At 62.5% G+C, this 12,026-nt stretch carries 14 protein-coding genes; 7 read left to right on the forward strand and 7 right to left on the reverse strand.

Going from position 1 to position 12,026, the window contains the following annotated elements; all coding sequences use genetic code 11:
- The first annotated feature begins 30 nt into the window (after window positions 1-30).
- The gene (locus tag ACQ4LH_RS06810) at window positions 31-1,437 is read left to right on the forward strand and encodes an aminoacyl-tRNA deacylase and HDOD domain-containing protein (RefSeq protein ID WP_430696511.1); all 1,407 of its coding nucleotides are present in this window, start codon (window positions 31-33) and stop codon (window positions 1,435-1,437) included.
- Between the two features lie 54 nt (window positions 1,438-1,491).
- Here the strand turns inward: ACQ4LH_RS06810 and ACQ4LH_RS06815 are convergent, their stop codons facing one another.
- The 6 genes from ACQ4LH_RS06815 to ACQ4LH_RS06840 all read right to left on the reverse strand — a co-directional run bounded on the left by ACQ4LH_RS06815 (window position 1,492) and on the right by ACQ4LH_RS06840 (window position 4,947).
- Window positions 1,492-2,229, reverse strand: a complete 738-nt coding sequence (locus ACQ4LH_RS06815) for a hypothetical protein (protein ID WP_430696512.1) — start codon at window positions 2,227-2,229, stop codon at window positions 1,492-1,494.
- A 79-nt stretch (window positions 2,230-2,308) separates the two neighbouring features.
- A complete protein-coding gene (locus ACQ4LH_RS06820; protein ID WP_430696513.1) occupies window positions 2,309-2,701 on the reverse strand; it encodes a helicase in 393 nt (130 codons plus the stop codon).
- 140 nt (window positions 2,702-2,841) lie between these two features.
- The gene (locus ACQ4LH_RS06825; RefSeq protein ID WP_090250753.1) at window positions 2,842-3,114 is read right to left on the reverse strand and encodes an HU family DNA-binding protein; all 273 of its coding nucleotides are present in this window, start codon (window positions 3,112-3,114) and stop codon (window positions 2,842-2,844) included.
- A 186-nt stretch (window positions 3,115-3,300) separates the two neighbouring features.
- A complete protein-coding gene (locus ACQ4LH_RS06830; RefSeq protein WP_430696514.1) occupies window positions 3,301-4,449 on the reverse strand; it encodes an NAD(P)/FAD-dependent oxidoreductase in 1,149 nt (382 codons plus the stop codon).
- 63 nt (window positions 4,450-4,512) lie between these two features.
- Window positions 4,513-4,680, reverse strand: coding sequence for a rubredoxin (locus ACQ4LH_RS06835; protein WP_305593126.1), 168 nt, complete (start codon window positions 4,678-4,680; stop codon window positions 4,513-4,515).
- Between the two features lie 99 nt (window positions 4,681-4,779).
- Complete coding sequence (locus ACQ4LH_RS06840) at window positions 4,780-4,947, reverse strand: rubredoxin (protein WP_090240746.1); 168 nt, start codon at window positions 4,945-4,947, stop codon at window positions 4,780-4,782.
- A gap of 215 nt (window positions 4,948-5,162) precedes the next feature.
- Between ACQ4LH_RS06840 and ACQ4LH_RS06845 the strand changes: the two genes are divergently transcribed.
- The 6 genes from ACQ4LH_RS06845 to ACQ4LH_RS06870 all read left to right on the forward strand — a co-directional run bounded on the left by ACQ4LH_RS06845 (window position 5,163) and on the right by ACQ4LH_RS06870 (window position 11,105).
- A complete protein-coding gene (locus tag ACQ4LH_RS06845; protein ID WP_430696515.1) occupies window positions 5,163-5,714 on the forward strand; it encodes a chorismate--pyruvate lyase family protein in 552 nt (183 codons plus the stop codon).
- 105 nt (window positions 5,715-5,819) lie between these two features.
- Window positions 5,820-6,716 carry a 4-hydroxybenzoate octaprenyltransferase gene (ubiA, locus tag ACQ4LH_RS06850; RefSeq protein WP_430696516.1) on the forward strand — a complete coding sequence of 299 codons (897 nt, stop codon included), beginning with the start codon at window positions 5,820-5,822 and terminating at the stop codon, window positions 6,714-6,716.
- A gap of 91 nt (window positions 6,717-6,807) precedes the next feature.
- Window positions 6,808-7,497, forward strand: coding sequence for a phosphate regulon transcriptional regulator PhoB (gene phoB / locus ACQ4LH_RS06855; protein WP_090379663.1), 690 nt, complete (start codon window positions 6,808-6,810; stop codon window positions 7,495-7,497).
- Window positions 7,498-7,565: 68 nt separating this feature from the next.
- Entirely contained in the window at window positions 7,566-8,873 is a 1,308-nt protein-coding gene (gene phoR, locus ACQ4LH_RS06860; protein ID WP_430696517.1) for a phosphate regulon sensor histidine kinase PhoR, read from the forward strand.
- Window positions 8,874-8,942: 69 nt separating this feature from the next.
- Window positions 8,943-10,283, forward strand: a complete 1,341-nt coding sequence (locus tag ACQ4LH_RS06865) for a hemolysin family protein (RefSeq protein WP_430696518.1) — start codon at window positions 8,943-8,945, stop codon at window positions 10,281-10,283.
- A gap of 36 nt (window positions 10,284-10,319) precedes the next feature.
- Window positions 10,320-11,105 carry a phytanoyl-CoA dioxygenase family protein gene (locus tag ACQ4LH_RS06870; protein ID WP_430696520.1) on the forward strand — a complete coding sequence of 262 codons (786 nt, stop codon included), beginning with the start codon at window positions 10,320-10,322 and terminating at the stop codon, window positions 11,103-11,105.
- Here the strand turns inward: ACQ4LH_RS06870 and ACQ4LH_RS06875 are convergent, their stop codons facing one another.
- Window positions 11,106-12,002: a peptidoglycan DD-metalloendopeptidase family protein gene (locus ACQ4LH_RS06875; RefSeq protein ID WP_430696521.1), complete on the reverse strand. Its 897-nt coding sequence runs from the start codon at window positions 12,000-12,002 to the stop codon at window positions 11,106-11,108.
- Window positions 12,003-12,026 lie beyond the last annotated feature (24 nt).

Genomic DNA, 12,026 nt, shown 5'->3' on the forward strand with positions numbered 1-12,026 from the left:
GTGAAATTGCTGCCTCAGCCGGATACCGCCATGACTGAACTTGCCCTAGCTACCGACACCGCTCCGCGCCCGCCAGCGGTGATTCTGCAACTACTGGAAAAGCTCGGCCTGCCCTACCAAGTCTGCCGCGACCTGCCCGGCCTACCAGCTGCCCAACGCCTGCAGGCGGTATTACTGGATGACGCCGTGGGCGCGCTGCTGGTGCTCTACCCGCAGAGCCAGCTGCTCGACCTCAACCGCCTGACCGAACTGACCGGGCGCCAATTGACTGCGGTCAAGCCGGAGCGCCTGGAGCGCATGCTCGGCAAGCACAGCCTGAAAGTGCTGCCCGGCCTGCCGCCGCTGACCAGCTCGCCGTGCCTGTATGACGAGCGCCTGCTGCAGGTGCCAAGCCTGTATATCGAGTCCGGCCAACGCGGCGTGCTGCTGGAGCTGAGCACCGACGCCTTCAAGACCCTGCTGAGCAAGGCCAGCGCCGCGCGTTTTGGCGAGCCTCTGAGCAATATCCGCCTGAACCTCGATCGTCCGGACGACGACCGCGCGGAAATCACCCTGGCGGTACAGGCCTTTACCGCACGGCGCATCCAGCAACGCCTGGAAGAAACCATCGAAATTCCACCGCTGCCGGAAACCGCGCAGAAAATCATCAAACTGCGCGTCGACCCGGATGCCACGGTGGACGACATCACCGGAGTGGTCGAAACCGACCCCGCGCTGGCCGCTCAGGTGGTCAGCTGGGCCGCCTCGCCCTACTACGCCGCACCCGGCAAGATCCGTTCGGTGGAAGACGCCATCGTCCGCGTGCTGGGCTTCGACCTGGTGATCAACTTGGCCCTAGGTCTCGCTCTGGGCAAAACCCTGAGCCTGCCCAAGGACCATCCGCAACAGGCCACGCCGTACTGGCAACAGGCGATCTACAGCGCTGCGGTGATCGAAGGACTGACCCGCGCCATCCCGCGCGCACAGCGCCCGGAAGCCGGCCTGACCTATCTCGCCGGCCTGCTGCACAACTTCGGCTACCTGGTGCTGGCGCATGTGTTTCCGCCGCACTTCTCGCTTATCTGCCGCCACCTGGAGGTCAACCCGCACCTGTCGCACAGCTATATCGAGCAGCATCTGCTCGGTATCAGCCGCGAACAGATCGGCGCCTGGCTGATGCGCTACTGGGATATGCCGGAAGAACTGGCCAGCGCCCTGCGCTTCCAGCACGATCCCGAATACACCGGCCCCCACGCCACCTACCCAAACCTGGTGTGCCTGTCGGTCAGCCTGCTGCGCAATCGCGGCATTGGTGCCGGCCCGCAGAGCGAGATTCCGCAAAGCCTGTTCGACAACCTCGGCATCAGCCGGGACAAGGCCGAAGAAGCCGTGAGCAAGGTGCTGGCCGCCGAAGTCGCGCTGCGCGAACTGGCGGCGCAATTCCACCCCGCACACTAAAGCGCAGAAAGCACAAAGGGGCCTACGGGCCCCTTTGTCGTTTCAGCCGACCAACTACTTCTTCAGCTGGGCACGCCGTGCGGCAAACAGCTCCGGCAGCACCTGCACGCTGCTATCGAGCAACTGCGCTACGGCTGGCTGCTCATACAGGGCGGCGTATTCGGCCAGCTTTTCGCTGGGCATCTGCCGGTAGGCATAGAGCATAAAAGACTCCACCGCCTCGGAGCTTGAGGCCCGCAGCGCGTCTTCCTGAGCCTTGGTCTGGCTGCTCAGGGCTTTCTCGTCGATACTTTCGCCACGGCTCTGCAGCGCCAGAAACGCCTGGGTCTTGCCGACTTCATAGCGCAACAGGGTGGCCAGGGTGGTGGTGTGCGCGGCGGCATCCAGGCGCCGCACCAGAGCCAGACGCTCCTCACGCGGCGGCCGCGCGCCCAGTTGTTTGCGATAGGCCGCCAAGCCTTCCGCTCCGCCCTCACCGACCGAGCGCTCGGCGGTAGTAAAGTCCTGCGCCAGCGGGCTTTCCAGCAGGCTCTTGGCCTGTACCAGCTGGGCTTGATCGAGCTTAGCGGTCAGCTTCTTGGCCAAGTCCAGGCACAAGCCATCGGCGGCAAACACCTTGGCCAACTGCGCTTGCTGTTTATCGTCCAGGCCACGCTGCACCAGCGGCGCGCTCTGCTCGCAGAGCAAACGAATGCCTGCCAGCTCGAATAACGGCGCAAAGGCTTCGGCTTTGGGGGGCGCGGCATGGACAAGGGAGGTGGAAAACAGCAGGGCAATCAGCAGAAAACGCATGGGTAAACTCTCACTAGGGCTATGCCCAGCCTAGCGAATGCGGTGCGCGCAGGCCAGCCCTGGCGCGCACAGCTGCGGATCAGGCAGCTTTTTTGGCGGCGTCTTTCTTCTTCGGCATCAGGTATTTGGTCAGGCCCTGGAACCAGATCACCAGCGCCGGGTTGCCGTGGATCTGGATGTCCTTGTTCTGAATGCCCTGCATAAACGCCAGCTGCTTGTTTTTCGCGCTCATGGTGGCGAAACCATAGGCGGCATCCTTGAAGCCGAGGGCGAACGCCGGCTCAGTAGCCGGGCCGCGCTTGCTGGTGATGCGCTGGTCTTTGACAATGAAGTGGCGGGCAACTTTGCCGTCCAGAGTGTGCAGCTGGAAGACCATATCGCGGTCCAGCAGTTGCTGTTGGAATGCTGGGTTTTCGCGGCTGGCCTTGGCCATCAGACGGCCCAGCATCCACAGAAGAAAACGGAATTTCATGCGCGAGGCCTCGCAAAGGGTAGGGAAAAGGCGGCGCATTGTAGCGGTTTGCGGCGGGGACTACATCCGGCTGAAAGAAGGGCGTGAACACGCTAGCCGGGGTGGTGCAGCCCGGAGCCAAAGGCCCCGGGCCTGAGGACTCAGTTGACCGCGTCTTTCAGGGACTTGCCCGGTTTGAAGGCGACGGTGTTGCTGGCCTTGATCTTTACCGGCTCGCCGGTTTGCGGGTTTTTACCGGTGCGAGCACCGCGGTGGCGTTGCACGAAAGTACCGAAGCCCACCAGGGTCACGCTGTCCTTGCGGTTCAGTGCGTTGGTGATTTCTTCAAGTACTGCGTTAAGTACACGGTTTGCCTGATCTTTAGTCAGATCCGCCTTATCGGCGATAGCGGCGGCGAGTTCCGGTTTACGCATAAATGCCTCTTTACGGTTTTTTGTTGTTGTGTCCGGGCTGCTCTGCGCGAGCAGATACCAAGGCGCCGCAGCAGCTCTAGGCTGCGGCAGACTGAGGGAGGATGGCATGCCATTGGGCCCTGCGCCAGTCTTGCCCGACAGTTAAACCAGGCAACTTTGTGGCATACCCGACAGAACAGCCGCCATTTAGGCCAATAGCGCAGGCAACAGCTTATTCAGAGCCAATTTTTCCTGCACGGCCGTACCGGTCAGCGCATAACCGAGCAGCGCGCCGCTGCTGTCATGGCACAGCGCCTTGATATCGGCGCCGCTGCCCTCGACGCTCCACTCGCCTTGCAGGCCGCGCGGTGGCGGCGATACCACCAGCGGGCAGACCGGAGTTTTTACCGTCACCGGCATGGGCCCGTAGGTCACCGCCGTTGGGGTGCCAGCAAGGGTTTGCGCCAGCGCGCGGGCGCTGGTCATCAGCGGCATGACGTAGAGCAGGTTGATCCCATCGACCTCGGCGCAATCGCCCAGGGCGTATATATTGGCGTGAGAGGTGCGCAGCTGGCGGTCCACCACCACCCCACGATTGACCGCCACCCCGGCGGCGGCGGCCAGTTCGATACGCGGACGCAGCCCCACAGCTGAGAGCACCAGATCGCACTCGATCAGCGTGCCGTCGGACAGGTGCGCTTCCAATGCATCACCTTTGTGATTCAGGCTGGCCAGCACCGGACCGAGGTGAAAACGCGCACCCAACCCTTCCAGACCGGCTTGAACTGCAGCGGCGGCAGCCGGATGCAGCAGGCCGGGCATCACCTGTTCGCAGGGTGCAACCAGTTCGACCTGGTAGCCGCCCAGGCTCAGGTCATTGGCAAACTCGCAACCTATCAGCCCGGCGCCCAGCAGCAGGACGCGCTGCTTGCCGGCAGCCGCCGTGCGAAAGCGCGCGTAATCTTCTAGATCATTGATCGAGTAGATCGCATCGTCGGCATCACCTTGCACCGGCACACGAATCACCTCGGCGCCCCAGGCCAGCACTAGGTCGCGGTATGGCACGGCCTCTTCACCGATCCACAGCTGGTTATGGCCAGGGTCGATGCCGCTGATGCGGGTATGGGTGCGCACTTCCGCCTTGAGCTGTTCAGCCATGGCGCCCGACTCGGCCATGCTCAGGCCATCGGCATCCTTGTTTTTGGCAAAGCCGGTGGACAGCATCGGCTTGGAATACGAGCGACCGTCGTCGGCAGTGATCAGCAACAGCGGGGTTTCGCTGTCCAGCTTGCGAAACTCACGGGCCAGGTTGTAGCCGGCCAGGCCGGTACCGACGATGACGACAGGTGCACTCATGCTGCATTCCTCACACAGGCCGCGCATTGCGGCGGCCGTAATAGATTTCAGGGCTGACGCGGCTCAGGTGATTTCGATCATCTCGAAATCCAGCTTGCCGACGCCGCAATCGGGGCACAGCCAATCGGCGGGAATATCTTCCCAGGCCGTGCCAGGGGCGATGCCTTCCTCGGGTAGGCCGAGGGCTTCGTCATAGATAAAACCGCACACCACACACTGCCACTTGCGCATAGCCACCTCGGCGCTTATCTAGCTCGTTCGGGGTATTCAGTATGCGCACTCGCTAAACAAAACGGCGACCCTTGGGTCGCCGCTTGTCACAGCCTGGACTCAACCGATTTCGATCATTTCGAAATCAAGCTTGCCTACGCCACAGTCGGGGCACAGCCAGTCTTCCGGGACATCCTGCCAGAGCGTGCCGGCGGCGATGCCTTCATCAGGCCAGCCCTGGCTCTCGTCGTATATCAGTCCACAGACCACACATTGCCACTTCTTCATAACTACCTCAGGCGGATCACACGGCTATTGCGCCGGGGAAACTACCGTATATGCGCAGGTGCGCCAAGCCGCCGGGCGATGAATAGCCGGCCGCAACGGCCAACCAAAGTCGGGTTCTGCCCAGCGTAGCGGCCAATCGACGCGGCCGGAGCCACCTGTCCGGGCGCAAGGGCCATGTTAGACTCGCGCGCCTCTGCTTACGGTGAAACCTGCTCGTGCCCCACGCCACCCTCGCCCATCCGCCGCGCTGGCTGACTGCCAGCCAACTGCACCCTGCGCCCACTGTCGCGGTGCGCGACTGGCTATTCAATGAGGATTCGCTGACGCGGCGGCTGACCGCGCTGTCAGCCGATGGCTTCAGCGTCACCCCGCTGCAGGAAGGCTGGCAGCGCCTGCGCAGCGATGAATGCAGCGCGCTGGGCGTGGTTAACGGCAGCCAGGGCTGGGTGCGCGAGGTGTACCTGCGCGGTCACGGCCAGCCCTGGGTATTCGCCCGCAGCGTGGCGGCGCGCAGCGTACTGGAAGGCTCCGGCCTGGCGCTGGATCAACTCGGCAGCCGCTCGCTGGGTGAGTTGTTGTTCAGCGACCGCGCCTTCGATCGCGGCGAACTGCAGGTATGCCGCTACCCGGCCCAGTGGCTGCCAGCAGAAGCCCACAGCGAGCGCCTGTGGGCGCGCCGCTCGTGCTTTAGCCGTGGCGCGCTGGGGGTGCTGGTGGCCGAGGTATTTCTGCCCGAATTCTGGGCCACTGCCGCCATCGAGCCGTAGGATGGGGCGGGCCGCGTAGGTTGAGCGTAGCGATACCCATCACCTACGCCCCATCGCGCGCCGCGCTCCGTATAATCAGCCGCAACCCGCATGGAGACGCGCTCGATGTATACCCGCCTGCTGCACTCACTCAACCGCCTGCACCCACGCGCCTGGGACTTTATCCAGCTGATGCGCCTGGACAAGCCCATCGGCATCTACCTGCTGCTGTGGCCAACGCTGTGGGCCTTGTGGGTGGCGTCCGAGGGCGTACCGAGCGCGAAAAACCTGTTTATCTTCGTGGTGGGCGTGTTGCTGATGCGCGCCGCGGGCTGTGTGATCAACGATTACGCTGATCGCAACTTCGACGGCCGCGTCAGCCGCACCAAAGCCCGTCCGCTGGCCAGTGGCAAGGTGCAGCCGCGCGAGGCGCTGATTCTGTTCGCCGTGCTGGTGGCGGCCAGCTTCGTGCTGGTGCTGTTTACCAACGCCACCACCATCTGGCTGTCGTTCGGCGGCCTGGCCCTGGCCGCCTGCTACCCCTTTATGAAGCGCTACACCTTCTATCCGCAGGTAGTGCTGGGCGCGGCATTCTCCTGGGGCATGCCGATGGCTTTCAGCGCTGTAACTGGAGAGATGCCGCCGCCGGAAGCCTGGCTGCTGTATATCGCCAACCTGCTGTGGACGGTGGCCTACGACACCTACTACGCCATGGCCGACCGCGAGGACGACCTGAAGATCGGCGTGCGCTCCACCGCCATTCTGTTTGGCGATGCCGACCGCCTGATCATTGTCATTCTCCAGGGCCTGGCGCTGCTCTGCCTGCTGCTGGCGGCAGCGCGCTTCGAGCTGGGCCTGTACTTCCACCTCGGCCTGCTGGCAGCCGCCGGCTGCTTTGCCTGGGAGTTTCACAAGACGCGTAATCGCAAGCCGATGGCCTGCTTCAATGCCTTTCTGCACAATCATTGGGCGGGCTTGGCGATCTTTATCGGCCTGGTGCTGGACTATGCCTTGCGCGGCTAGAAAGAAGCTTTGCCGCGCACCTGTCATATCGCTGCAATAATTCCGTTATCTAATGCAGCCCATTACAGCGAGATGACCCGAGGCTTGACCCATGGTTGGCAAGAACATCCTGATCGTCGATGACGAAGCACCGATCCGTGAAATGATCGCCGTGGCCCTGGAAATGGCCGGCTACGAGTGCCTGGAAGCGGAGAACACCCAGCAGGCGCACGCCATCATCGTCGACCGTAAACCCGATCTAATCCTGCTCGACTGGATGCTCCCCGGCACCAGCGGCATCGAACTGGCGCGACGCCTCAAGCGCGATGAGCTGACCGGCGACATCCCGATCATCATGCTCACCGCCAAGGGTGAAGAGGACAACAAGATCCAGGGCCTGGAAGTCGGCGCCGACGACTACATCACCAAGCCGTTCTCCCCACGCGAACTGGTAGCACGCCTTAAGGCCGTGCTGCGCCGCGCAGGCCCAACCGACAGCGAAGGACCGATCGAAGTCGGTGGCCTGCTGCTCGACCCGGTCAGCCACCGCGTCACCATTGACGGTAAACCGGCCGAGATGGGCCCCACCGAATACCGCCTGCTGCAATTCTTTATGACCCATCAGGAGCGCGCCTACACCCGTGGCCAGCTACTCGATCAGGTCTGGGGCGGCAACGTGTATGTCGAGGAGCGCACCGTCGACGTGCACATCCGCCGCCTGCGCAAAGCCCTCGGCGAGGTTTACGAAAACCTGGTGCAAACCGTCCGAGGCACCGGCTATCGTTTTTCCACCAAGAGCTAAGACGGTTAGGATGGCCTGCAGGCCCAGCTTGGGTGTGCATAAAGGATTGATTGGCGGATGAGCTCGAATTGAATCAAGACTGGCGCGGCCCCCTGATACGTCGCTTGTTGCTACTGGTCGGTGCCTGCCTGCTGCTCGGGCTGATCACCGGCGAATACGCCTGGACCCTACTGCTCGGCCTGGCCGGCTACCTCGGCTGGCACCTGCAGCAACTGCTGCGCCTGCACAAATGGCTGCGCACCCGCCAGGGTGACGAAGCGCCGCCCGATGGCTACGGCCTGTGGGGCGAAGTATTCGACAGCATCTATCACCTGCAGCGCCGCGACCAGAAAGTCCGCGGCCGCCTGCAGGCGGTAATCGACCGCGTGCAGGAGTCCACCGCCGCCCTGAAAGATGCGGTGATCATGCTCGACCGCGACGGCAACCTGGAATGGTGGAACATCGCCGCCGAGAAGCTCCTGGGCCTGAAAACCCCACAGGACAGCGGCCAGCAGATCACCAACCTGGTGCGCGACCCGCGCTTTATCGAATATTTCGAGAACCACAATTACAACGAGCCGCTGGAACTGCCGTCACCGGTCAACGACCGCCTGCGCCTGCAATTCCACATCACCCAGTACGGCAACCGTGAACACCTGATGCTGGTGCGCGACATCACCCGCCTGTATCAGCTGGAGCAGATGCGCAAAGACTTCGTCGCCAACGTCTCCCACGAGCTGCGCACGCCGCTGACAGTAATCTCCGGCTATCTGGAAACCCTGCTGGATAACGTCGAGGACGTGAATCCGCGCTGGCTGCGAGCCCTGCAGCAGATGCAGCAGCAAGGCGGACGCATGCAGAACCTGCTCAACGACCTGCTGCTGCTGGCCAAGCTGGAAGCCACCGACTACCCCTCGGACAACCAGCCAGTGGCCGTTGATCTGCTGCTGCTGAGCATCAAGAACGATGCCCAGGCGCTGTCTGGCGAGCGTCATCACCGCATCAGCCTGGAAGCCGACCCGCACCTCAAGCTCAAGGGCAGCGAAACCGAGCTGCGTAGCGCCTTCTCCAACCTGGTGTTCAACGCGGTGAAATACACCCCGGACGAAGGCAACATCCAGATTCGCTGGTGGGGCGATGAACAGGGTGCGCACCTCAGCGTGCAGGACAGCGGTCTGGGCATCGAGGCCAAGCATCTGCCGCGCCTGACCGAGCGCTTCTATCGCGTCGACTCCAGCCGCGCCAGCAACACCGGCGGCACCGGTCTGGGTCTGGCCATCGTCAAGCATGTGCTGCTGCGCCACCGCGCGCGGCTGGATATCGTCAGCAACCTGGGCAAGGGCAGCACCTTCACCTGCCACTTCCCCACCCTGCAAGTGGTACGGCGCGGCCAGTAACCGCGCCCTACTTGCAAAGCCGGCTGTCAGCCCCCACCCTTTAGCGGTCATTCACTACCCGAACCCTTTATGGACCCCTCCACGAGTTACGTCGCCAGCAACTATTTCGCCGATTTCGGCCTCGTTCTATTCGCTCTGTTTCTGGTGCTGCTCAACGGCTTCTTCGTTGCCGCCGAGTTCGCCATCGTCAAACTGCGCGCCACCAAGGTCGATGCCCTGGCGGAAAAAAATGGCTGGCGCGGGCATATCCTGCGCACCGTACACAACCAGCTCGACGCCTACCTCTCAGCCTGTCAGCTGGGTATCACCCTAGCCTCGCTCGGCCTCGGCTGGGTCGGCGAACCGGCCTTTGCCCACCTACTCGAACCACTGCTGGCGGGTATCGGCATCGAATCGCCGAAGCTGATACATGGCATCGCCTTCTTTACCGCGTTCTTTATCATTTCCTACCTGCATATCGTGGTCGGCGAGCTGGCCCCCAAGTCCTGGGCAATTCGCAAACCCGAGCTGCTGTCGCTGTGGACGGCCGCGCCGCTGTACATGTTCTACTGGGCCATGTACCCGGCAATCTTCCTGCTTAACGCCAGCGCCAACGCCATTCTGCGTGTAGCCGGCCAGGGCGAGCCGGGGCCGCACCATGAGCACCACTACAGCCGCGACGAACTCAAGCTGATCCTGCATTCCAGCCGCGCCAGCGACCCCAGCGACCAGGACATGCGCGTACTGGCCTCGGCCGTAGAGCTGGGCGAGCTGGAAGTAGTCGACTGGGCCAACTCCCGCGAGGACCTGGTGTCCCTGCCGCTGACAGCCGCACTGGATGAAGTGTTCAGCGTGTTCCGCCGGCACAAGTACAGCCGCTACCCGATCTACGACGACACCAGCGGCGAGTACGTCGGCGTACTGCATATCAAAGACCTGCTGCTGCACCTGTCCCTGCTGGAGATGCTGCCCTCGGCGCTGAAACTGGCCGAGCTGATGCACCCGATTGAGCGCGTCGGTCGGCATATGCCGCTGTCCAGCCTGCTGGAGCAGTTCCGCATCGGCGGCTCGCACTTCGCCCTGGTCGAAGAAGCCGACGGCAAGGTGATCGGCTACCTGACCATGGAAGACGTGCTGGAAGCCCTGGTCGGCGATATTCAGGACGAACACCGCAAGGCCGAACGCGGCATCCTCGCCTATCAACCAGGCAAACTGCTGGTACGCGGCGACACGCCACTGGCCAAGGTCGAACGCCTGCTCGGCGTCGACCTCGATCACGTCGAAGCGGAAACCCTCGCCGGGCTGATCTACGACACGCTCAAGCGCATGCCCGAAGAAGAGGAAGTGCTGGAAGTCGACGGCCTGCGCATCATCGTGAAAAAGATGAAAGGCCCGAAGATCGTGCTGGCCAAGGTGCTGAAGCTGGATTGATTGGCCGTTGAGGGAAAGCTGCCAAGGAGTGGCGTAATGCACCAGGCGTCAATCAAAAGAGCCGTCGAGGCGTATAGACGCAATGGCTTTGCCATGCTTCCCAGCGCCTTTCCCCCTCAACATATCCAGTGTTTGCTGGAGATGATCGAAGCCATCCAGGCCTCGTTGCCGACACTGACAGCGGAGCAATGCGCGCGCCTGATAATGGAGCGCGATCTGCCTGCCGCAAAGCGCAACGGCCTTACTGCCGAGCTTACCGGCGATGCCATTTTCATCATCGGTGAGCCGCCCGCTTTCGACTACCGCTTCGCTGAATTGATGCTGTATGCGCCGCTTATTGGGATGATCCAACACTTGCTGCAGTGCCAGGACGTTCGCTATCACCTCAGCAACGTGACCATGAAGCGGGGGCAGGTTGGCAGCGGCATAGCCTGGCATCGTGACTTTCCCAATCGTTACATCTGCCCTGCGGACTCATCGTTTCTGCGCCTGATGGTTTGCCTTGACGGCATGGACTCAGAGAACGGTGCCACCGAATTTATCCCAGGCTCCCATCTGCTATCCGATAGCGAGGCCGCACGTGCCAATGCGGCTCACGATGCTAGTAACGCCGAAGCCCGAAAGGTCAGCGTCAGCTGTCCTCCAGGCTCGTTGGTTTTTATTCACCCGAAAGTGGTGCATGGCGGCCCGCCGAATATTTCCGAGCGGCACAGACGCAACCTGGTCGTGCAGTGGGGTCGTGACGCGGCGCTAAAGGACAAAGAAACCCTGAGCGGTTACAGCGTCGATGAAATCCAGGCATGGATTGCGCGGCAGCGCTGACTATTCCCCGCCCACCGCAAAGTTGGGCAGGCTGTTGACCGGCTGGGCGAAGTTGAAGGGGATCGATTCCAGCGCCAGGCCGACATTGCGCTGCACCACAAAGTGCAGGTGCGGACCGGTGCTGTTGCCGGTGTTGCCGGAGCGCGCGAGCATGCTGCCGGCGTTGATGCGAGCGCCTTCACTGACCGCTACCGAACCCTTCATCAGGTGCAGGTAAACGCCCATGGTGCCGTCGTCGTGCAAGACACGCACGTAGTTGCCGGACGGGTTGTTGCCGCGGCCGCTTTGCTGATTCTCGGTTTTCACCACAATGCCACCGCGCGCCGCAACAATTGGCGTGCCTTCGGGCATGGCGATATCCATGGCGTAACGGCCTTTTGGGGTGAAGTGGCTGTACTTGCCGTTGGCGCCCTGGGTCAGGCGGAACGGGCCGCCGCGCCATGGCAGCGGGTAGCTCTTCTGGGTCGGCAGCAGGCGCGGATCGCCCATGGCGTAGCGCAGCTTGGGGGTGTAACGCATGGGTTTGCTGGCATCACGCGGGGCCAAGGTGGCCAGGCGGATATTGCTGCGCGGCGGCAGCACCCAGCTGATCGGTTTGTTCGGCACGCCCGTGACGTTGTCAGTGGCTTCCAGGCGCAGTTCGATCTGCACCGGTGCGTGCAGGTCGTTGCGCACCAACAGGGTTTCACCGGCTTCGTGTTTCTTGGTTTCCAGCTTTACCTGGTTGTCCAGGCGCTCAACCATGCGGTCGCGAAACACGAACACCTGCGCACCGGGCGCGGCCTGGTCGGTATAGGTGACCACGCCGTTAGCATCGGTGTACTTGTAAATAGTCAACGCCGCTGCCTGGCCGGCAAGGGTCAACAAACTGCAGAGAAGTATCAGACGCCCTAGCATAACGACTCGGATCTTATGATTTGT

It is taken from the genome of Pseudomonas peli, assembly GCF_050563605.1.
Classification (GTDB): Bacteria; Pseudomonadota; Gammaproteobacteria; order Pseudomonadales; family Pseudomonadaceae; genus Aquipseudomonas; species Aquipseudomonas peli_A.